This window comes from Parerythrobacter lutipelagi (assembly GCF_005434975.1).
GTDB classification, from domain to species: domain Bacteria; phylum Pseudomonadota; class Alphaproteobacteria; order Sphingomonadales; family Sphingomonadaceae; genus Parerythrobacter_A; species Parerythrobacter_A lutipelagi.
On sequence record NZ_SKCJ01000001.1, the window covers coordinates 1,436,028 to 1,455,089 of the forward strand.

General features: G+C 61.0%; 21 protein-coding genes. 8 read left to right on the top strand and 13 right to left on the bottom strand.

The features are described 5' to 3' along the window. Positions 1 to 105: 105 nt before the first annotated feature. From E0502_RS07120 to E0502_RS07130, 3 genes are all read left to right on the top strand, one after another. On the top strand, positions 106 to 2,244 hold the full coding sequence (locus tag E0502_RS07120) for a M13 family metallopeptidase (protein WP_137677203.1): 2,139 nt from the start codon (positions 106 to 108) through the stop codon (positions 2,242 to 2,244). Positions 2,245 to 2,357: 113 nt separating this feature from the next. Beyond that, the gene (locus E0502_RS07125) at positions 2,358 to 3,161 is read left to right on the top strand and encodes an undecaprenyl-diphosphate phosphatase (protein ID WP_137677204.1); all 804 of its coding nucleotides are present in this window, start codon (positions 2,358 to 2,360) and stop codon (positions 3,159 to 3,161) included. 72 nt (positions 3,162 to 3,233) lie between these two features. Further along, positions 3,234 to 3,512 carry a hypothetical protein gene (locus tag E0502_RS07130; protein ID WP_137677205.1) on the top strand — a complete coding sequence of 93 codons (279 nt, stop codon included), beginning with the start codon at positions 3,234 to 3,236 and terminating at the stop codon, positions 3,510 to 3,512. A gap of 6 nt (positions 3,513 to 3,518) precedes the next feature. Here E0502_RS07130 and phhA read toward each other — a convergent pair whose 3' ends face one another. Continuing rightward, positions 3,519 to 4,460, bottom strand: a complete 942-nt coding sequence (gene phhA, locus E0502_RS07135) for a phenylalanine 4-monooxygenase (RefSeq protein WP_137677206.1) — start codon at positions 4,458 to 4,460, stop codon at positions 3,519 to 3,521. A 25-nt stretch (positions 4,461 to 4,485) separates the two neighbouring features. Between phhA and ppk2 the strand changes: the two genes are divergently transcribed. Continuing rightward, a complete protein-coding gene (ppk2, locus tag E0502_RS07140; RefSeq protein ID WP_137677207.1) occupies positions 4,486 to 5,298 on the top strand; it encodes a polyphosphate kinase 2 in 813 nt (270 codons plus the stop codon). 3 nt (positions 5,299 to 5,301) lie between these two features. Here ppk2 and E0502_RS07145 read toward each other — a convergent pair whose 3' ends face one another. From E0502_RS07145 to E0502_RS07170, 6 genes are all read right to left on the bottom strand, one after another. Further along, complete coding sequence (locus tag E0502_RS07145; RefSeq protein ID WP_137677208.1) at positions 5,302 to 6,156, bottom strand: HTD2 family dehydratase; 855 nt, start codon at positions 6,154 to 6,156, stop codon at positions 5,302 to 5,304. Continuing rightward, the gene (locus tag E0502_RS07150) at positions 6,156 to 7,385 is read right to left on the bottom strand and encodes an acetyl-CoA C-acetyltransferase (RefSeq protein WP_137677209.1); all 1,230 of its coding nucleotides are present in this window, start codon (positions 7,383 to 7,385) and stop codon (positions 6,156 to 6,158) included. The genes E0502_RS07145 and E0502_RS07150 overlap by 1 nt, the downstream gene beginning before the upstream one ends. Before the next feature lie 3 nt (positions 7,386 to 7,388). After that, complete coding sequence (locus E0502_RS07155) at positions 7,389 to 8,627, bottom strand: CoA transferase (protein ID WP_137677210.1); 1,239 nt, start codon at positions 8,625 to 8,627, stop codon at positions 7,389 to 7,391. Positions 8,628 to 8,630: 3 nt separating this feature from the next. After that, complete coding sequence (locus E0502_RS07160) at positions 8,631 to 9,824, bottom strand: acyl-CoA dehydrogenase family protein (protein WP_137677211.1); 1,194 nt, start codon at positions 9,822 to 9,824, stop codon at positions 8,631 to 8,633. A gap of 32 nt (positions 9,825 to 9,856) precedes the next feature. After that, positions 9,857 to 10,078, bottom strand: a complete 222-nt coding sequence (locus E0502_RS07165; RefSeq protein WP_137677212.1) for a hypothetical protein — start codon at positions 10,076 to 10,078, stop codon at positions 9,857 to 9,859. A 91-nt stretch (positions 10,079 to 10,169) separates the two neighbouring features. Further along, on the bottom strand, positions 10,170 to 10,496 hold the full coding sequence (locus E0502_RS07170) for a hypothetical protein (RefSeq protein ID WP_137677213.1): 327 nt from the start codon (positions 10,494 to 10,496) through the stop codon (positions 10,170 to 10,172). A gap of 149 nt (positions 10,497 to 10,645) precedes the next feature. Between E0502_RS07170 and recQ the strand changes: the two genes are divergently transcribed. The 4 genes from recQ to E0502_RS07190 all read left to right on the top strand — a co-directional run bounded on the left by recQ (position 10,646) and on the right by E0502_RS07190 (position 14,680). Further along, on the top strand, positions 10,646 to 12,439 hold the full coding sequence (gene recQ, locus E0502_RS07175; RefSeq protein WP_137677214.1) for a DNA helicase RecQ: 1,794 nt from the start codon (positions 10,646 to 10,648) through the stop codon (positions 12,437 to 12,439). Positions 12,440 to 12,508: 69 nt separating this feature from the next. Beyond that, positions 12,509 to 13,420: an SPFH domain-containing protein gene (locus E0502_RS07180; protein WP_137677215.1), complete on the top strand. Its 912-nt coding sequence runs from the start codon at positions 12,509 to 12,511 to the stop codon at positions 13,418 to 13,420. A 25-nt stretch (positions 13,421 to 13,445) separates the two neighbouring features. Beyond that, positions 13,446 to 13,646 carry a type II toxin-antitoxin system antitoxin gene (locus E0502_RS07185; protein ID WP_137677216.1) on the top strand — a complete coding sequence of 67 codons (201 nt, stop codon included), beginning with the start codon at positions 13,446 to 13,448 and terminating at the stop codon, positions 13,644 to 13,646. Positions 13,647 to 13,699: 53 nt separating this feature from the next. Beyond that, positions 13,700 to 14,680: a right-handed parallel beta-helix repeat-containing protein gene (locus tag E0502_RS07190; protein WP_137677217.1), complete on the top strand. Its 981-nt coding sequence runs from the start codon at positions 13,700 to 13,702 to the stop codon at positions 14,678 to 14,680. Positions 14,681 to 14,683: 3 nt separating this feature from the next. Here the strand turns inward: E0502_RS07190 and E0502_RS07195 are convergent, their stop codons facing one another. From E0502_RS07195 to rpmG, 6 genes are all read right to left on the bottom strand, one after another. Next, entirely contained in the window at positions 14,684 to 15,394 is a 711-nt protein-coding gene (locus E0502_RS07195; RefSeq protein WP_137677218.1) for a tetratricopeptide repeat protein, read from the bottom strand. Positions 15,395 to 15,421: 27 nt separating this feature from the next. After that, positions 15,422 to 15,922 (bottom strand): GNAT family N-acetyltransferase, encoded by a 501-nt coding sequence (locus E0502_RS07200; protein WP_204517928.1) that lies wholly within the window; start codon positions 15,920 to 15,922, stop codon positions 15,422 to 15,424. Next, positions 15,919 to 16,956, bottom strand: coding sequence for a GTP cyclohydrolase II (gene ribA, locus E0502_RS07205; protein ID WP_240048899.1), 1,038 nt, complete (start codon positions 16,954 to 16,956; stop codon positions 15,919 to 15,921). Before ribA ends, E0502_RS07200 begins: the two co-directional genes overlap by 4 nt. An 86-nt stretch (positions 16,957 to 17,042) precedes the next feature. Further along, positions 17,043 to 17,837, bottom strand: coding sequence for an exodeoxyribonuclease III (locus E0502_RS07210; RefSeq protein ID WP_137677219.1), 795 nt, complete (start codon positions 17,835 to 17,837; stop codon positions 17,043 to 17,045). A 284-nt stretch (positions 17,838 to 18,121) separates the two neighbouring features. After that, positions 18,122 to 18,778 carry a LolA family protein gene (locus E0502_RS07215; RefSeq protein WP_137677220.1) on the bottom strand — a complete coding sequence of 219 codons (657 nt, stop codon included), beginning with the start codon at positions 18,776 to 18,778 and terminating at the stop codon, positions 18,122 to 18,124. Positions 18,779 to 18,848: 70 nt separating this feature from the next. After that, positions 18,849 to 19,016: a 50S ribosomal protein L33 gene (gene rpmG, locus E0502_RS07220; RefSeq protein ID WP_010233410.1), complete on the bottom strand. Its 168-nt coding sequence runs from the start codon at positions 19,014 to 19,016 to the stop codon at positions 18,849 to 18,851. Between the last annotated feature and the right edge of the window lie 46 nt (positions 19,017 to 19,062).

Consider the following 19,062-nt stretch of genomic DNA (forward strand, 5'->3'; position numbering starts at 1 on the left):
CCGTTTGCACCGACAAATGCGCCCTTTTCGCGCCCGGCCCGTCTATTGCAACGTCACGCACTGATGCCCTAACCACGGGCTCGGAAATTTCGGGAGATTTGTAACATGCTACGCACAATGCTTGCGGTCACGGCCAGCGCCGCCGCGCTCGCCATCGCCACACCTGCTCTTGCCGACGATCACATGGAGGCAGAGGCGGCTGAGCCTGCAACGCCGACCATGAGCTTCGGCGAATGGGGCGTCGACCCGGAATTGCTGTCCGATGATATCGATCCGGGCGATGACTTCTTCGGTTATGTCAATCAGGCATGGCTCGATGCCAACCCGCTGCCGGCAGAATTCAGCCGCTTCGGTGCCTTCAACCTTCTCCGCGAAAAATCGACCTCCGACGTCAAGACCCTGGTCGATGAACTGATGGCGAAAGACGCGTCGGATCTCAGCTATGACGAGCAGCGCATCGCAGCGGTGTATTCGTCTTTTCTCGACACTGACGCGATCGACGCGGCCGGCCTTGCTCCGGCACAGCCATATCTCGACCGGATACAAGGTGCCGGCAACCTCGACGCGCTGGTCACTCTCTGGTCGACACCCGGTTACGCCTCGCCGCTCGGCGGCGGGGTCAATGTAGATGCCAAGGAAACGAGCCGCTATTCGGTCTATCTTTCGTCCGGCGGCCTCGGCCTCCCCGACCGTGACTATTACCTCGACGAGAGCGAGAAGGGCGAGGACATCAAGGCGAAGTATCGCGACTATCTCGCGTTTCTTTTCACCAAGGCCGGTTACGATGATCCTGAGTCCACCGCTGCCGCTGTATTCGGCTTCGAGGACGACATCGCGCGGACCATTTCATGGGACCGTGCCGCAAGCCGCAACCTCGACCTTATCTATAACGCCTATACGCCTGCCGAGCTTGGTGAACTGGTCGGCGACTTCCCGATTGAAACGATGATCGAAGCATCGGGCTTTGGCGAAACCGATCGTTTTATCGTCACCAACATCCGCCCGAGCGACGAGAAAGCCAAGGAACTTGGTCTCGACGATGAATTCATGTCGAAGATCGGCAAGGGTTTCACCGGCATGACCGCATTGCTCCAGACAACGCCGATCGAAACGCTCAAGGCATGGACGGTGAAGGAGTTTCTCGAGAACAATGCGTCGGTCCTGCCAAGCGAGATCGATCAGGCCGACTTCGCATTCTTTGGCCAGACGCTTCGCGGCACGCCTGAACAGCGCGAACGCTGGAAGCGGGCGGTAGGCGAGACCGAAGGGCTGATGGGCGAATTGCTCGGCAAGTCCTACGTCGAGCGTTACTTCCCGCCGGCCAGCAAGACCGCGATGGACGAGCTGGTGAAGAACCTCCGTCTCGCGCTTGCCGAGTCGCTCGAAGAAATCGACTGGATGGGCGATGATTCGAAAGAACAAGCGATGGCCAAGCTCAACAGCTTCGATCCGAAAATCGGTTATCGCAACAATCTCGATACCTATGAAGGTCTCAATGTGAAGGCCGGCGACCCTATCGGCAACCGCATGGCTGCAGCGCATTGGGCGTGGCGCGATATGCTGGAGAACCTTGGCGGCCCGATCGACCGGACCGAATGGGGGATGCTCCCGCAGACAGTGAACGCGTATTACAACCCGCTGAAGAACGAGATCGTGTTCCCGGCAGGTATTCTGCAGCAGCCGTTCTTCGGCGCGGCGGCGGATCCGGCAGTCAATTACGGCGCAATCGGCGGCGTGATCGGCCATGAAATCGGTCATGGCTTCGACGACCAGGGTTCGAAATTCGATGCCGAGGGCGCGCTGCGCAACTGGTGGACCGATGCCGATCGCGAAGCTTTCGATGAACGCGGAGATGCGCTGGTGGCGCAATACAACGCCTATTGCCCGCTCGATGACGGGGAAACCTGCGTCAACGGGCGGCTGACCCTGGGCGAGAACATTGGCGATCTTGGCGGGCTGAGCCTGGCCTACCGTGCCTACAAGATCCATCTGGATGGCAAGGAAGACAAGGTGATCGACGGGCTCACCGGGGACCAGCGCTTCTTCATGGCCTGGGCTCAGGTCTGGCGTTCGGCACAGCGTGAGGAAAATTATCGCAACCGCCTGCGCACCGATAGCCATAGCCCGGAAGAGTATCGGACCAACGGCGTCGTGCGGAACATCGATGAATGGTATGAAGCGTTCGGCGTTACGGCAGACGATGATCTCTACCTGCCGCCGGAAGAGCGCGTATCGATCTGGTAAGGCAAACCGCGACCAAGAAACAGGCGCTCTCCCCTAGCCGGGAGGGCGCCTTTTTTCGTGGTCGTTATTGATAGGATTTGACTTGGCGGCTTCAGACGGCATGAGGCGCAGCCATGGATCCGATACTGACCGCAATCATCCTCGGCATTGTCGAAGGGCTGACCGAATTTCTTCCGGTCTCCTCGACCGGCCACCTGATCCTCGCGACCGAATTGCTCGGTTTCGATCAAGAGGATTGGGAGGTTTTCAATATTGCCATCCAGCCCGCCGCGATCCTTGCGATCGTCGTGCTGTACTGGCGCACGTTCTGGGATGTGGCGAAAGGGCTGTTCGGCCTTGAAAAGGGTGCCCTGCATTTCGTGCGCAATCTGCTGGTGGCGTTCTTTCCGGCGGTGCTGCTGGGGCTCGCCTTTGGCGATGCAATCGAGATGATGCTGGGCAACGCGGTGCTGGTCTGCTGGACTTTGATCATCGGCGGGATCGCGATCCTCGCAATAGAGCGCTGGGCCAATCCGCCCGCTACCGGCCCCGGTGTCGCCGGCGTGCCACTGCGAACCTCCGTCATTATCGGCCTGGTCCAATGCCTTGCGATGATCCCCGGTGTCAGCCGGTCAGGCGCGACGATCCTCGGTGCCATGGCATTCGGTGTCGATCGCAAGACCGCAGCCGAGTTCAGCTTTTTCCTCGCTGTTCCGACGCTGAGCGGTGCGACCGTCTATCAGCTTTACAAGCACGGTGCGTCGCTGACGGCCGACGATTACCAATTGATCGGGATCGGCTCGGCCGTCGGCTTCGTGGTGGCTCTGGTGGTGGTGAAGCTGTTTGTCGAAATCATCACCCGTGTCGGGTTCGCTCCATTTGCCTGGTATCGCATCGTCGTCGGGGTCGCCGGCCTAATTTGGCTGACGATGTGCTGACCCCGCAACTGCGGAACAAATCGGGCGCTGGCGGTTTTTGTTATCAGAGACGAAAACCGGATATTTGATTCAATGGGCTTGATTTTACTTGTCGCCGTCGGCGCTGTGTTCGGCTGGCTAGCGTCGATTATGACGCGGTTGCCGGGAACGGGCGCTGACATGGTTCTGATCGCAAGCGGTGTGCTGAGCGCCACGGTTGCCGGGCTTGCCGTATACGACGGATCGGTCCTTACCGGGCTGAGTCCGCAAGCATTTGTCGCTGCGTCGCTCGCCTGTGCGATCGTGCTGGCTGCTGTCACGACATTTCGCAGCCATGGCATCGAACAAACTGGCCCGCGCAAGCGCGACTGACTGTTGTCAGACCGGCTTTGCGCCGCTGCACCGCCCACCACGCAAGAGATATTCCTGAGTCCCGCGGGTGTACACATTGTCGACATCGATCACCGCCGTATTGGCATAGGTGAAGCTCTGTCCGAGTGACCGGTAGAGCCGGTCGAAATCACGTTCGACCGTCTGCCGGAACAGGTCCTCGAAACTCTCGATAACGAAATATGTCGGCTGCAAGTCGCTGATCACGTAATCGGTGCGCATGACCCGGTCGACATTGAGCATGATGCGGTTGGGGCTCTCCGCCTCGACCGAGAAGATCGCCTCGGTCGGGCCGGACAGGATGCCCGCTCCATAAGCACGCAGGTCCTTGCCCTGCTCCAGGATCAGTCCAAATTCGACTGTGTACCAATAGAGTGACCCAAGCGCCTTGAGATGGTTGTAGCGCATCGCCTTCCACCCTGCCTTGCCGTATTCCTGCATATAATCGGCAAACACCGGGTCAGTCAGCATCGGCACATGGCCGAACACATCGTGGAACACATCGGGTTCCTGAATGTAATCGAAGGTCTCGCGCGTGCGGATGAAATTGCCCGCAGGAAAACGCCGATTGGCCAAGTGCCAGAAGAACACGTGATCGGGGATCAGCATGGGTACCGGAACCACGCTCCAGCCCGTAAGCTTGTCCAGTTCTTCCGACATTTGCCCGAATTCGGGCACGCCGCCCTTACCCAGATCAAGCTTCTCCAGGCCATGGAGAAAGGCCGTCGCCGCGCGCCCGGGCAGCACTTCCATCTGGCGCGCGAACAGATCGTCCCAGATCGCGTCGTCTCCTGACGAGTATTCGGTTTGCCTGGGCTCCAGCCAGTCATCCCCGACATGCGCGGGTTTTTGCAGCGGTGCAGTGAAGACATCCGCGGGCAATTCGGGCAGGACGCTAAAGTCCTGTTCGGTTTCTGCTATCGTTGCCATAGTTTCAACTGATACCAGTAGCAGGATGAAGCAAGGCTTACAATTGCGGGAGAGGGTTTTGGGAAAGCTCAAAGGCAAGGAATACGACGACCTGCTCGAGCCGCTGGAGGAAGAACTCGTGTTGATGGCGCGCTGGGCCAAGGCCACCGGCGCGCGCATTTGCGTGATCTTCGAGGGCCGCGATACGGCTGGCAAGGGCGGCGCAATCCGCGCTGTCAGCCAGCGGCTCAATCCGCGGCAATGCAGGGTGGTCGCGCTCAGCAAGCCGAGCGACGACGAGAAAACCCAGTGGTATTTCCAGCGCTACGTCACGCATCTGCCGTCAGCCGGAGAAATCGTTTTGTTCGACCGCAGCTGGTACAATCGCGCCGGGGTCGAGAAGGTCATGGGCTTTGCGTCTGCGGAACAGGTCGCCAGCTTTCTGGCCGATGCCCCGCGCTTCGAACGCATGCTGGTCGACGACGGGATATTGCTGTTCAAATACTGGCTGACGACTGACCAGCAGCAACAGGAGGAACGGCTGGCCGAACGGCTCGAAGACCCGCTCAAGCGCTGGAAACTGTCACCGATCGACCTGGCCGCTCGCGAGCAGTACAGCGCCTATACCGCTGCGCGCGAAACGATGCTCGAGGCGACGCATACTGATTGGGCGCCGTGGACCCTGGTCGATTTCAATGATCAGAAACGCGGACGGCTGACGCTCATCCGTCACCTGCTCGAGCGGCTGCCGGAAACCGAGATCGAACCTGAGCCACTCGATTTTCCTGATTTGGGTCACAAGCCGCTCAGCGAAAGCTACGGCGTCATCCTGCCCATCGCGGATTACCCGATCGACTGACGCTCATGCGAGCGTGGCATTCGCCTTCAACGTCTGCCGCCCGTCCGCTGCAAACGCACCCAGCTCGACCCCATCGCCGTCTGCGCGCATGGCCAGGTGCAAGGCTTCGCCGCAAATCGCCGGACTGATCGCACGAAAGCCGAAGCTCGCAAGAGCATTCTCGCCATAGGTTTCAGCCGCCAGCTTGAGCAGCAGACTGGCGATCAGCGGACCATGGACCACCAGCCCGCGATAGCGCTCCACGTCGCGGGCATAGGGCAGATCGTAGTGGATACGATGCGTGTTGAAAGTCAGCGCGGAATAGCGAAACAACAGCGTTTCCGATGGAACGAGTGTCGTCGCTGCGTCCCAATCGTCTTCGGCAAATTCACCTGCTTCCGGTGCAGGCGGGCTGAGCGGAGCGTCAGGCGCAGCCGCTTCGCGATAGACCAGTGTTTGCACCTCGCGGATCGCATCGCTGCCATCGGCGCGCGTAGCATGTTCGACTTCGACGAAGGCGAGACTGCCGCTGCTGCCCGATTTTTCAGTGATCGAACGGACCGTGCTGGTGCGCTCTATTCGCTGAGCCCTGCTGATCGGGCGTAGAAACTCGATTTCGCTCGATGCCCACATGCGGCGGGGCAGCGGGATCGGCGGGAGCAGGCTGTCAGGCGCATCGCTGCGCAGCGGATGGCCGTCTACGCCGAGTTCGCCGGTCGGGCTCAGCGGCGTGCAGAGCGCGAAATGGATGCCCTGCGGTAGAGCGCGGTGATTGATCGAAGTGCGATTGAAGGTTGCCAGCCACCGTGCAGCCAGCGCCTGGTCGACGATATCGCTCTGCGTCTGCTGCCGCCCGATCCAGGCGTCCCACTGTCCCATCAGGCCGCGCGCTCGAAAATCGCGGCCATGCCCTGCCCGCCGCCGATGCACATCGTTTCAAGCCCGTAGCGCGCACCCCGGCGGTGCATCTCATGCGCCATATCGGCCAGAATGCGCCCTCCGGTCGCGCCGATCGGATGGCCGAGCGAGATGCCCGAACCGTTGACGTTCAAGATATCCCTCCGGCTGTCGTCGTCCGACCAGCCCCACCCCTTGAGCACCGCGAGCGCCTGCGGCGCGAAGGCTTCGTTCAGCTCGACCATTTCGATCTGGTTCCAGCCCATGCCGGTGCGCGTGAACAGGCGCTCGACCGCCGGGACGGGGCCGATCCCCATCCGGCTCGGGTCGCAACCCGCGGCCGCCCAGCCGGTGAACCACAGCAGCGGGGTCAGGCCCAGTTCCTCGACCTTGTCTTCCGCCACCACCAGGCAGGCCGCTGCCGCATCGTTTTGCTGGCTGGCATTGCCCGCTGTTACGATTGCTTGCGGGTCGCGCTTGAGATCGATTGCGCGCAACGCTCCGAGGCTCTCCATGCTGGCATCGGGCCGGAAGCCTTCGTCTTTCGCAAACACAACCGGATCGCCCTTGCGTTGGGGGATCTCTACAGTGACCAACTGGTCATCGAATTTGCCCGCGTCCCATGCGGCAGCGGCGTTCCGGTGTGACCGTACCGCAAAGGCATCGGCCTGTTCGCGGGTTATGTCATAGTCCTTCGCGAGGTTCTCCGCTGTCTCGATCATGCCGGTGATCACCCCGAAGCGTTCGACCGGCTGGCTCATCAGGCGGCCGCGCGTCAGACGGTCCCACAGCACCATGTCGCCCATCCGTGCACCGTGGCGGGCCTTGGTGGTGTAATGTTCCACGTTGGACATGCTCTCGACACCGCCCGCAACGACGCAATCAGCCGCGCCGGTCTGGACCATCATCGCCGCGTTGACGACCGCCTGCAGGCCCGAGCCGCAGCGCCGGTCGACCTGATAGCCGGGCACTTCCATCGGCAAGCCCGCGGCCAGCCAGCTCCAGTGACCGATGGCCGGCGCTTCGCCGCTGCCATAGCCCTGGCTGAAGACCACATCATCGACGCGCTCTGGATCGACGCCGCTGCGTTCGATCAACGCTTTGAGGATGACCGCTCCGAGCTGGCCTGCCTCGAGCGGGGCAAGGCTACCGAGATAGCGCCCGACCGGCGTGCGCAGGGGCGAACAAATGGCGACGCGGCGGAGGGTCATATCTTATTCCTTGTCAGACAGGGCGACGGTTCCGGCATCGACAAGCTGGCCGATCGCGCCCGATGATAGGCCGAGGCGTTCGGCCAGCACTTGCTCGCTATGTTCACCCAGATAGGGCGCCGGGGCAGGATCGCCCGCATCGTGACCGTGGCGTTTGGCAAAGCTGCGCGTGGCGGGATATTCGAAACCGCTGGGGTTGGCTGGCGAGGGGCCAAACAGCGGATTGTTGCCCACCAGAACCGGATCATTGGCTGCCTGGTGCATGGTGCGGTACCGTTCGAACGTGCAGCCATGTTGCGCCATGCGGTCGGCCAGATCGGCATAATCGTGCTTCTCGGCAGCCGACTGAAACAACGCAAACAGGGGCTTGCGATGGTTGAAGCGAGGGGTATCGCCATCGGCGAAGCGAACGCTTAGCTCGTTCTCGAGCGACGCAATCTCGCGCTCGATACCGAATGCCGCAACCAGGCCATCCCACTGCTTCGGAGTTAGCGCGGCGACCATGAAACGCTCGCCGTCACGGCTACGGAAATCGCGCCCGAACGCTCCCCAGATGGCGTTGCCCAACCGCTCCCGGTCTGCCCCGCGGAAAAGCATCTCCGCCATCGCTCCGCTATTGGCCATGGTGCCGATTGCAACATCGCCCAGCGGGATGCGCAATTCGCTGCCCTCGCCGGTCCGGGTCCGGTGGTGGACCGCAGCCATCAGGGCGAAGGCGCCATAGGCTCCGGTGATGAAATCCCATGCAGGCAGCACCTGGTTGACCGGCGGGGCACCCCGGCCATCCGGGCCCGGATCCCATTCTTCAGGCCCGCACATCAGCGGGTATCCGCTGGCGGCGTTGACTGTGAAATCCATCGCTTGCCGCCCGTCGTGCCAGCCCATGATGCGCAAGCTCACCATGTCATCACGCCCTTCGGCCACCTTGGCATGGGAAAGAAAGCTCTGCTCGGGAAGATTGGTCACCAGCGTGCCGGTCTTGCGTGCCAGCTCAGCGCAGAGTTCACGCCCTTCACCGCTGCGCAGGTCGAGTGCAACGCTCTTCTTCCCGCGATTGAGGTTTTCCCAGCTGAGCGAGCGACCTTCCTCGGTCAGCATGTAGCGGTCGTAATCGAGCCCGCCTGCCTTATGGTCCACGCGGATCACTTCGGCACCCATCTGGGCACAATAAAGCCCGATAGTCGGCGAAGCGACGAAGCTGGAGACTTCGATGACGGAAAGGTCGGCAAGAAGCTTGTACATGGCTTAGCTTTCTATCCCCGCATTCCAGTCGCGCAGCATATGCTTGGCGATTTGCAGCAGCAGTATTTGTGTGGTCCCTTCGTAGATGCGGAAAATGCGCGCATCGCGGAAAAAACGTTCCGCATCATATTCGGCCAGATAGCCTGCGCCGCCGTAAACCTGCACCACCCGGTCCACCACGCGGCCGCACATCTCGGAAGCAAAGACCTTGAACGCGGCCGCCTTGCGCACGACATTCTCTCCGCGGTCGGCGCGAGAGGTCACGTCGTGCATCATGCATTCGGCGGCGTAGATTTCCATCTCGCTCTCAGCGAGCATCTGCTGGATCAGCTGGAAATTCGCGATCGGTTCGCCAAAGGCCTTGCGTTCGCTGGCATAGCGGATCGCGGAATCAAGCGCGCGCCGTGCCAGGCCCGCTGCCATGGCGCCGACCGAAATGCGTCCGTTGTCCAGGCTCATCATGGCATGGCGAAAACCCTTGCCGGTTTCCCCGCCGAGCAGTGCACTACCCGGGACATGCACATCGTCGAGCATGATGTCCGCAATATGCGCGCCGGCCTGGCCCATTTTCTTGTCGGGTGAACCGGTGGAGACGCCCGGCGTGTCCATCGGCACGATGAAGGCGCTGACATGCGCGTTCTTGGGCAGGTTTTCCTTCTCGGTGCGCGCCATGATCAATGCAACATCGGCGCTCGGCGCGTTGGTGATATAGCGCTTGGTGCCGCTCAGGATCCAGCCCCCAGAACCATTTGGGCCGTCGGGATCGGGTTTGGCAGTCGTTTGCAGGCCGGCGCTGTCGGAGCCTGAGCCGGGCTCGGTCAGGCCGAAGCAGGCAATCTCGCCGCCTGCTACACGGGGCCACCATTCCGCCTTCTGCGCCTCGGTTCCGCCGTTCTTCAGCGCCGAGCTGAACATGCCGATGTTGATCGAGAAAATCGAACGATAGGCCGGTGCGGCATAGCCCATGATATTTATCACGCGGGCATATTGCTGCATGTTGAGGCCTGCCCCGCCGTATTCTTCAGGGATCGACAGGCCGAACAGCCCCATCTCGCGCATTTCCTGCAGGATATCGGCGGGAATGCGGTCGTTGGCGATCACATCCTTCTCGGCCGGGATCAGGCGTTCCCGGACATAGCGTTCAAGTTGCTCGGAAAACTGGGAGAATACATCGGGATCCATACCGTTTTCGGCCATCGCTTTCATCTCCCTGCCCGGCGCGATCGCGCTCAGTTATCGGTGTCTTGCGTGACTGGCTCATCGCCAACCGGCGCCCCGGAGCCATCACCGGGTGCAGGGATTCGTCGCTGTTCGATGATCTCAGCCGCGTCGTCCAGCGCCTGGGCTTCGCCTTCGGTGCCGCCGCCGGACTGACTGCTCGATGAGCCGCAGGCTGCCAGGAGCACAGCGGCGAAACTGGCAGCGAGCCTGTTGCTACGGAGTATGGTCATGCTCTCACCATAGTGCGCTTTACGCAGCCGTAAAGCGGGCGGTCCGCGTCGCCGCGAACCGCCCGCGTTTTCGTGCGTCACACGGTCGATTTCACATGGAGTCGGAAGTGTCTTGAGAGACTTCCGAGTTGTTCTCGGCCTCGTTGAGCAACGCTTCGATGTCCGCCACTGTCGCTTCGGCCTCTTCGGTTGCGGTCTCCGCCTCGACTTCTACCGAACGACTCACCGGCGGCGCCACGGCTTCTTGTGCCACTTCGACATCCTCGACCGGTTCTTCAGTGACATCTTCCAGCGCTGCGGCAGCCGGTTCTTCAACAGTCACGGCCTCGGCGTCATTGGAGGCGTCGCTTGAATCTCCGCATGCTGCCAGGGCCAGCGCGGTGCCGGAAACGAAGGCGGTAAGGACAATCTTTTTCATAATTCGTGGGCTCCCTTTCGGAGAATGACTGACGCGCGGAGCGCAGTGTTGCAGTTGATTGCACGATAACCTGTGCTTTTCCCCACCGCAAAGACCAAATTCGTGGGTGCAAGGTTTGCCCGCGCCCTGACCTCTGCCAAGGACCAACGATGCCTCAGGAAACGATCGAGCAGGAGCAGCTGGAGAAAGCGCGCGAAACGCTGCGCCGTCTGTTCGGTTTTGACAGCTTTCGCGGGCGGCAGGCCGACGTCGTGTCGCGCGTACTGGACGGGCAATCAGCCCTGGCGGTGATGCCCACCGGGGCGGGTAAGTCACTCACCTACCAGCTGCCGGCTGCCATGCTTGACGGCACCTGTGTGGTGATCTCTCCGTTGATAGCATTGATGCATGATCAGCTTCGGTCCGCTCGCGCGAATGGCATTCGGGCCGCCACCCTGACGAGTGCCGATGCCGATTGGCGGGAGACGATGGACGCGTACCGCGCCGGTGAACTGGACTTGCTCTATGTCGCTCCGGAGCGGGCAAGCCAGCCACAGTTTCTCGACTTTCTGACCGCTTCACCGATCGTGCTGTTCGCCATCGACGAGGCGCATTGCGTGTCCGAGTGGGGGCATGATTTCCGACCGGATTATCGCGCGCTGCGGCCGCTGCTCGATGCTTTCGCCGATGTGCCGCGACTGGCGCTGACTGCAACCGCCGACCAGCGCACGCGGGCCGATATTCTCCAGCAGCTCGGCATTCCGGAGGAAGGCCTGGTGCTCGCCGGGTTCGACCGGCCCAACATCCGTTACTCCATCCGTCACCGCGATAATCCGGTGCGGCAGATAACGCAGATCATGGCCGAGAACCCCGGCCCGGGCATTGTTTACGCGCCCACGCGCAAGAAGGTGGAAGATCTCGCTGCGAAGCTGGCCGCAGCGTCGGGCAAGCCGGTTCTGCCGTATCACGCGGGTCTCGATCCGGACGTTCGCGCTCGGAACCAGGCAGCGTTCGTGGCCAGCGAGGAGATGGTGATCGTCGCTACGATTGCGTTCGGCATGGGGATCGACAAGCCCGATGTCCGGTTTGTGGCGCATGCCGGAATTCCCAAGTCGATCGAAGCATATTACCAGGAAACAGGTCGCGCAGGGCGGGATGGAGACCCTGCGCGAGCCGAGATGATGTGGGGCGCGGGCGATTTTGCGCAAGCGCGCCAGCGGCTCGCTGAATTGCCTCAGGCCCGGCAGGGTGAGGAACGCACCCGGCTCGATGCCTTGGCCGGTCTGGTCGAGACGGCTGGCTGTCGGCGGGCCATCCTGCTGCGCCATTTTGGCGAAGATCCACCCCGCGAATGCGGCAATTGCGACAATTGCCTGTCGCCGCCGGGCGTTACCGACGCCACAACGACAGCGCGCAAATTGTTGTCTGCCGTGTACCGGACCGGCCAAAGCTTCGGCTTTGGCCACATTCAGAAAGTCCTGACCGGTGTTGAGGATGAACGGGTGCGTCAACGCGGGCACGACCGCCTGAGCGTATTCGGCATCGTGGAGGGCGAGGAAATGCGGGTGCTTCAACCGCTATCCCGCGCGTTGCAGGCGAGAGGATCACTTATCGCGACTGAGCATGGCGGCCTTGCGCTGGGGGGAGATGCCGCCAGCATTCTCAAGGGCGACGCAGAAGTGATGATCGTTTTGCCGCCGAAGCGCGAACGCGGGCGCAAGCGCCGGGATGCGACACCCAATCCGGTGGGCGATCCGCTGTTCGACGCGCTGCGCGAATTGCGGCGCGATCTGGCGCAGGAAGGGAAGGTGCCGCCCTATGTCATCTGCCACGACGCGACTTTGCGTGAAATGGCGCGGTTCAAACCGTCCAGTCTTGCAGAGATGAGCAATTTGAGCGGCATCGGAACCAAGAAGCTGGAAGCCTACGGCGATGCATTCCTGGCCGTCATCCGCCAGCACTGACCGGTTTCCATTGACTCTCCCGTGGGTTGATATAAAAGTAATATCACTATTATATCGAAAGGGAAGGTCATGTCGGACGTTGTGGGTGGGATGAATATCAGTCGCGAGCGCAGGGCGAATAGCTACAACGGTTACATCATGCTGTTGGTTTTGGCGCTGATCGCCGTGCTCGGGGCGGTCGTGGTGAGCAATGGTTTCCCGCCCGACGGGGCAAGCAAACTGGCCAAGCTGGGCTTCGTCGGATCGCTGATCGGATCGGTTGCCGCGCTGCTGCTGGTCGGGAGCGGCTTCTTCATGATCCAGCCGAACCAGGCGACTGTCATAACCTTGTTCGGCGAGTATCGCGGGACCGAGCGGCGGGAGGGCTTGCGCTGGGTATGGCCTTGGATGATGCGCAAGAAAATCAGCGCCCGCGCGCACAACATCCATTCGGAGCGTGTGAAAATCAACGACGTACGCGGTAACCCGATCGAGATCGCCTGCAACGTCGTGTGGCGTGTCTCCGACACCGCCCAGGCGGCGTTCGATGTCGATGATTACAAGGAATTCGTGAACATCCAGATCGAGGCCGGTCTGCGCACGGTCGGCTCACGTCATCCCTATGACGATTTCGAAGGCGAGGAAATCACGCTGCGAGGCGGCGGAGACGCGATCAATCGAGAACTGCTCGAAGAGCTCAACGATCGGCTGAAGGTGGCCGGTATCGTCGTCGACGAGGCGGGTCTCACGCATCTCGCCTATGCGCCGGAAATTGCCAGCGCAATGCTCAAGCGTCAGCAAGCCGATGCAATCATTGCAGCGCGTGCGAAGATAGTTCTGGGCGCGGTGGGCATGGTCGAAGACGCCTTGCAGAAGCTGAGCGCTGATGATGTTGTGCACTTGGATGATGAAAGAAAGGCGGCGATGGTTTCCAATTTGATGGTCGTATTGTGTGGCGACCGCGAGGCGCATCCGGTCGTCAACGCCGGCTCGCTTTACTGACCGCACAAATCACGGGGACAGGCCAATGGCCTCACCGAAGAAAAAAGCTTTTGCACTGCGTCTCGATCCCGGCGTTCACGCTGCGGTCGAACGGATCGCTGCTGCGGAGCTCAGGAGTGCCAACGCGCAGATAGAGATTCTGTTGCGCGAAGCTCTGTCAGCGCGCGGGGTGAAAATGCCGATTGCAAAGCCAGCCAAGCGAGGTCGGCCGCCAAGGGACACATAGCCGCGCTGAAAGCCTTAGCGGCGCGTTAACCCTTTCGCGCTATCGCGTGATGCATGGAAAATCGCGCTCTCCCTATCGAATCACGCCGCATTTCGAAAATGCTGCTGATCGTTGCTGCCGTTGCAGTAGCCGCTATCCCTGTCGGCGCGGCGCTCGCTCAGCCGAACGGCGCTTTCACTGTTGTCGAAACTGGCCGCAGCTATGCGCAGCTTCAGGCGGCGGTCGATGCGATTGGCAATGGGACCGGGACGATTGCCATTGCGAGCGGATCACACCGCCAATGCGCGGTGCAGAAAGGTGGCAATATTTCTTTCATGGCCAGCGAGCCAGGCCGTGCGGTGTTCGATGGCGTGACTTGTGAAGGCAAGGCTGCGCTGGTGCTACGCGGCGCGTCCGCCAAAGTGTCTGGCGTGGTCTTTCGCGGCATGGCTGTGCCGGATTTCAACGGCGCCGGCATCCGCCTCGAAAAAGGCAATCTGACTGTATCGCAGAGCTGGTTTGCAGATAGTCAGCAAGGCATTCTGACCGCCAATGATCCCGCCGGCGTGATCGTGATCGACAAGTCGACGTTCACCGGTCTCGGCACATGCGAGGGCCCGGGAGGCTGTGCGCACTCGATCTATATCGGCGATTATGGACACCTGCGTGTGACCCGCAGCCGCTTCGAAAAAGGGGCAGGGGGGCATTACCTCAAAGCACGCGCCGCACGGGTCGATGTGGCCGCATCAAGCTTCGACGACAGCAATGGCCGCAACACCAATTACATGATCGACCTGCCGGCAGGCGCAGTTGGCCAGATCACCAACAACTGGTTTGTGCAGGGGCGCAGCAAGGAAAATTACTCCGCCTTCATCGCGGTTGGCGCAGAGAAGAAACTTCACGCATCCGACGGGCTGCTGATCGCCGGGAACGATGCTCGGCTGGCTCCAAACGTCAGCCGCAACACTGTGTTTGTTGCTGACTGGAGTGGTGCGGACATCGAGCTCGGTCCGAACAATCTCGGCACCGGCCTGAAGAGCTTCGAGCGTCGCTAGACGCTATTCTTCGGCACCGTCCCAGGCTTCAAACCGGTTTTCATAACCATATTGTTCCGCCAGCGCGTTCGCCCGCTTGAAGATCGCGTGCATTTCCGCGTCGTCGATCTGTTTCGAAACCAACTGGTAATAACCTGAAGCGGTTTCGCTGCCGAGAGATAGAGCCAGCAGCCAGTAGGCCATGGCTTCGACCCTGCTTTTCTCGACCCCTTCGCCATTCATGTAGAGAACGCCGAGTCCCTGCAACGCATGCGGATTGCCGTTCTCCGCAGCCATTTGGTAATAGCGCCGGGTTGCCGCGTAATCCTTGGCCACGCCGCGACCGGTTGCATGCATGACCGCAAGGCTGGTCATGGCGTTGGTGCTCCCTTGCGCGACCGCCTGACGGAATAATTCGACCGCCTGCTCCACCGACCCTTCGGTCAAACCCTCGTCGATCAGCACGCCAAGGCGCCATTGCGCATAGGAATCGCCCTGTTCTGCCGCCTTGCGATAGAGCGTGGATGCGCGCGCTATGTCTTGTTCAACATGCCGCCCGTTGTCGTAAAACCATGCGAGGTAGGCGATCGACTCCGCATCACCCTGATTGGCCGATTTCTCGATCAAGGCGAAGGCATCGGCTTCCTTGCCTTGCTCTATCAGGTCCATCGCCTGCTCTTTCGGCGTGTTGGCGATCAGCAGCAGTGCCAGCGCGGCGAGCCAGATTCGATTCATTGGTGAATTTCCCTTCCGATTGGGAGGTTAGCCGAAAGCCGGGGGATAGGAAACCGTGCCTTGCGGGCTTGCTCCTGCAAAAATCAGCCGCTGAAAATATTCCGGGGGCGGGCCGGGATACAGCAGCCGGGGGTCGTGCTCGAATCCGAAGCGCGAATAGAATGCCGGATTCCCCAGCAAGACCACACCGCGTGCGCCACGCGCCCTGATCTCGGCAAGTCCGTGCTCGATCAAGCTGGAGCCGATACGCTGGCGCTGGCGTTCGGGCCAGACGCTGACAGGGCCGAGGCCGTACCAGTTGCAAGTGCCGTCAGTGATGCTGACCGGCGAGAACGCAATGTGCCCGACGATTCTGTCGGAATCCAAAGCAACTAGCGAAAGTGCGAGGTCTCCGGCATCGCGCAATTTGTCGACCAGTTCGGCTTCGTCGCCATCGCTGAACGGCATGTCCCGAAAGGCGGCGCCGGTCAGGGCGTATATGGTTTCTTGATCGCCTGGCGTTTCAAGCCGAAGTTCGATCGCCTTCATGAAAGCAAATGGCCCGAGCGATCACGTTTGGTCGCGAGGTAGCGCGCGTTATGCGGATTGTCCGGCAATTGATGCTGGACGCGTTCGGTTACGACGATGCCTGCTGCCTCAAGCGCTGCAACCTTGGCGGGATTGTTGGTCATCAGGCGGATCTTGTTCTGGCCGATCAGTTCAAGCATACGCGCCGCCACGGGAAAGTCGCGCGCTTCGTTGGGCAGGCCGAGCCTGCGGTTGGCATCGACAGTGTCGAAGCCCTGATCCTGCAAGCGGTAGGCGCGCAGCTTGTTGACCAAGCCAATCCCGCGACCTTCCTGCCGCAAGTAAAGCAACACGCCCCAGCCGCCCTTGTTTGCTTCTTCGGCCATAGCGTGCAGCGCTGCATCGAGTTGCGGTCCGCAATCGCATTTGAGGCTGGAGAAAATATCGCCTGTCAGGCACTCGGAGTGCAAGCGGACCAAGGGTGTGCGCTCGGACGATTGCTTGCCGATGACCAGCGCGACATGCTCGCGCGTGTCGTCGGCACTGCGAAAAGCGACAATCTCCGCGTTTTCGCTGGCTGAGACTGGCAAGCGGGCGCGGGTTGCGATGACGAGCCGGTCCGTATCGGTCCACGCGATCAAATCGGCCCCTGAAACGGTTTCGCTTTCGCCGGCATCCCGGGGGTCGACGAGAAAAGCGGGCAGGATGCCGGCCAGCCTGGCCAGCTCCATCGCGGCGACCGCATGATCATGCCAGTCGAGCGGCATCGCCATGAATGGTCCCTTGAACGGATTGGCCATGTCGAGCGCAGGATCGGCAATTGGCCGTGCCGCAACAAGATCCAACGCCTCGGCCCCGCCAATCAGGACCGGTGCATGGGGCTCCGCCGCGTCACGCTGGTTGGCGAGCTTGAGCGTTGCTGCGCGTGCTGCGGAAATCAGCATTGTCTCGGCCTTCGCTTCTCCTGCAATCGCTGTTTCGACCGGCAAGAGAACCGGGCCGCCGTCCAGCGCAATCGGCCAGCCGTGCCGCAGCGCATCGATTGCGCGCGCCACGCGGCGGGAAGGCGAAGCGGTGCCGGGGCCAATATTGGAAGACCTGCTATCGGAAGGCTGGGTATCGGATGGGGGGCGTTCGCTGTTCAGAGATCAAACTCCGTCGTCAGAGGAATATGATCGGACGGCTTCTCCCAATCGCGCGCTTCCTCGAACACATGGTGCCGGACAGCCTGCCCGGCGAGGTCGGGGCTTGCCCACATATGGTCGAGCCGGCGACCGCGATCGCCCTTGCGCCAATCCTTCGCGCGGTAGCTCCACCAGCTGAAATACCGCTCCGGATCGCGGATGTGCTCGCGTCCGATGTCGGTCCAGCCATGCGCATCCTTGAACCGCTGGAGCGTCTCTACCTCGACCGGCGTATGGCTGACGACCTTGAGCAACTGCTTGTGATTCCACACATCGCTTTCGAGCGGCGCAACGTTGAAATCACCGGTTATCAATGTCGGCCGGTCGATCTTGTCCGCCCAGCGCGTCATCCGCTCGAAAAAATCAAGCTTCTGGCCGAACTTGGGATTGATCTCCCGGTTCGGCTCATCCCCTCCTGCCGGGATGTAGACATTCTCGACAATCATGCCCTTGCCTGCACCATGCAGTTCCACCCCGACATGGCGCGCTTCACCATTGTCCTGCCAGTCGTGGCGCGAAAATTCGGTCAGGGGAATGCGGCTGACCGTAGCGACGCCATGGTAACCCTTCTGGCCATGCACCGCAGTGTGTTCATAGCCAAGTCGCGCGAATGCCTCGAACGGGAACTGGTGTTCCTGGCATTTGATTTCCTGAAGGCACAGCACATCGGGCGCATGCTGTTCGAGAAAGCGCTCCACGATCGGCATGCGCAGGCGAACGGAGTTGATGTTCCAGGTAGTTATAGAGACCATAGCGGATGCTTTAGGTACGTTGGTTGCGAGCAGCAAGCGGCCGGTCTTCAGGATGGCAGCACTGTTCCAAAAAAACCCTCGTGCCGGGGGCATTGGCACGAGGGTTCCATGTTAGCGTTCGTCACGCTTTGACAAAGCGGTCTTTCTAGGGAGACTGAGGCAACAGGGGGGAAACCCGCCTCCGACCGCTTTGTTGGTTACAATCTATTCCTGTCGTGCTTGCTCGCCAATGAACAATCGACCGCGGCTTGTCGTATTCTTCCAACAATCAGCCGCCGAAGCGATTATCTCGGGCGACGAGACGAACGGCGCGGATCCTTGTAGGTGAATGCGCTGTCAGCGACCGCGACTCCGTAGCGATGATTGCGCAGCCGCACAGTCGTGCGATTGTTCTGCGAGTCGAGCGAGACCCAATTGGTCAGCTGCAGTCCGCCCGGGGCTTTCGCACTGGGCACGAAGATCAGCGTGATGATGCCGTATTCCGGGCGATTGGGGTCGCGCACTTCCACGCTGATGACATCGGGATTGCTGGTCGGGACCAGCTTGCCATAGCGCTTCACGTCGCGATTGGGATCGAGCAGCGCACCGAGCGGCGAGTTGCTGATTGGCCAGCGCTGGACCTGGTTTACCTCGTAATCGATCAGCGTCAGCGACTTGCCATTGGAGACAAGCAGCATCGGGACGCCTTCTTCATACTGGAAGCGAATCTTGCCGGGACGCTTGAGCGTAAGCTTTCCGGCCACAGTCTGTCCCTGACGGTCAGTCTGCGTGAAGTCCGCCTGCATGGTCGAAATGCCGCGCAATGCGGTCACCGCGCGGTCCAGATCGCCTTGCTGCGCGGAGGCAGGAGCAGCTGTCGTGAGGGTCGCCGCTGGTGCGCCAATGGCCAGCGCGGCGGCAAGCGCGCCGAGCAGTGGCTTCGATTTTAGGTTTGAGATCATGTTCATGCTCCGTGAAATAGCGTCGGAGCGTTGAACGGTCACTGAACTTGTGCGGTTCCCGCCGTTCAGCTTACTTGATCTTCGCTTCCTTGAACTCGACGTGCTTGCGCACGACCGGATCGTATTTGCGGAAGGTCATCTTCTCAGTGATGTTCCGCGGATTCTTTTTCGTCACGTAATAGAAGCCCGTGTCGGCGGTCGAGACGAGCTTGATCTTGACGGTTGCGGGCTTCGCCATGGCGTGTTCCTAAAGATCTTTTGAGGGCCGTGCGGCCAGAAAAACA

Excerpts from the sequence above, each read along its gene's own strand:
- E0502_RS07120 (WP_137677203.1), top strand. The coding sequence starts at position 106 with ATGCTACGCACAATGCTTGCGGTCACGGCCAGCGCCGCCGCGCTCGCC.
- E0502_RS07125 (WP_137677204.1), top strand. The coding sequence starts at position 2,358 with ATGGATCCGATACTGACCGCAATCATCCTCGGCATTGTCGAAGGGCTG.
- E0502_RS07130 (WP_137677205.1), top strand. The coding sequence starts at position 3,234 with ATGGGCTTGATTTTACTTGTCGCCGTCGGCGCTGTGTTCGGCTGGCTA.
- phhA (WP_137677206.1), bottom strand. The coding sequence starts at position 4,460 with ATGGCAACGATAGCAGAAACCGAACAGGACTTTAGCGTCCTGCCCGAA.
- ppk2 (WP_137677207.1), top strand. The coding sequence starts at position 4,486 with ATGAAGCAAGGCTTACAATTGCGGGAGAGGGTTTTGGGAAAGCTCAAA.
- E0502_RS07145 (WP_137677208.1), bottom strand. The coding sequence starts at position 6,156 with ATGGGACAGTGGGACGCCTGGATCGGGCGGCAGCAGACGCAGAGCGAT.
- E0502_RS07150 (WP_137677209.1), bottom strand. The coding sequence starts at position 7,385 with ATGACCCTCCGCCGCGTCGCCATTTGTTCGCCCCTGCGCACGCCGGTC.
- E0502_RS07155 (WP_137677210.1), bottom strand. The coding sequence starts at position 8,627 with ATGTACAAGCTTCTTGCCGACCTTTCCGTCATCGAAGTCTCCAGCTTC.
- E0502_RS07160 (WP_137677211.1), bottom strand. The coding sequence starts at position 9,824 with ATGGCCGAAAACGGTATGGATCCCGATGTATTCTCCCAGTTTTCCGAG.
- E0502_RS07165 (WP_137677212.1), bottom strand. The coding sequence starts at position 10,078 with ATGACCATACTCCGTAGCAACAGGCTCGCTGCCAGTTTCGCCGCTGTG.
- E0502_RS07170 (WP_137677213.1), bottom strand. The coding sequence starts at position 10,496 with ATGAAAAAGATTGTCCTTACCGCCTTCGTTTCCGGCACCGCGCTGGCC.
- recQ (WP_137677214.1), top strand. The coding sequence starts at position 10,646 with ATGCCTCAGGAAACGATCGAGCAGGAGCAGCTGGAGAAAGCGCGCGAA.
- E0502_RS07180 (WP_137677215.1), top strand. The coding sequence starts at position 12,509 with ATGTCGGACGTTGTGGGTGGGATGAATATCAGTCGCGAGCGCAGGGCG.
- E0502_RS07185 (WP_137677216.1), top strand. The coding sequence starts at position 13,446 with ATGGCCTCACCGAAGAAAAAAGCTTTTGCACTGCGTCTCGATCCCGGC.
- E0502_RS07190 (WP_137677217.1), top strand. The coding sequence starts at position 13,700 with ATGGAAAATCGCGCTCTCCCTATCGAATCACGCCGCATTTCGAAAATG.
- E0502_RS07195 (WP_137677218.1), bottom strand. The coding sequence starts at position 15,394 with ATGAATCGAATCTGGCTCGCCGCGCTGGCACTGCTGCTGATCGCCAAC.
- E0502_RS07200 (WP_204517928.1), bottom strand. The coding sequence starts at position 15,922 with ATGAAGGCGATCGAACTTCGGCTTGAAACGCCAGGCGATCAAGAAACC.
- E0502_RS07210 (WP_137677219.1), bottom strand. The coding sequence starts at position 17,837 with ATGGTCTCTATAACTACCTGGAACATCAACTCCGTTCGCCTGCGCATG.
- E0502_RS07215 (WP_137677220.1), bottom strand. The coding sequence starts at position 18,778 with ATGATCTCAAACCTAAAATCGAAGCCACTGCTCGGCGCGCTTGCCGCC.
- rpmG (WP_010233410.1), bottom strand. The coding sequence starts at position 19,016 with ATGGCGAAGCCCGCAACCGTCAAGATCAAGCTCGTCTCGACCGCCGAC.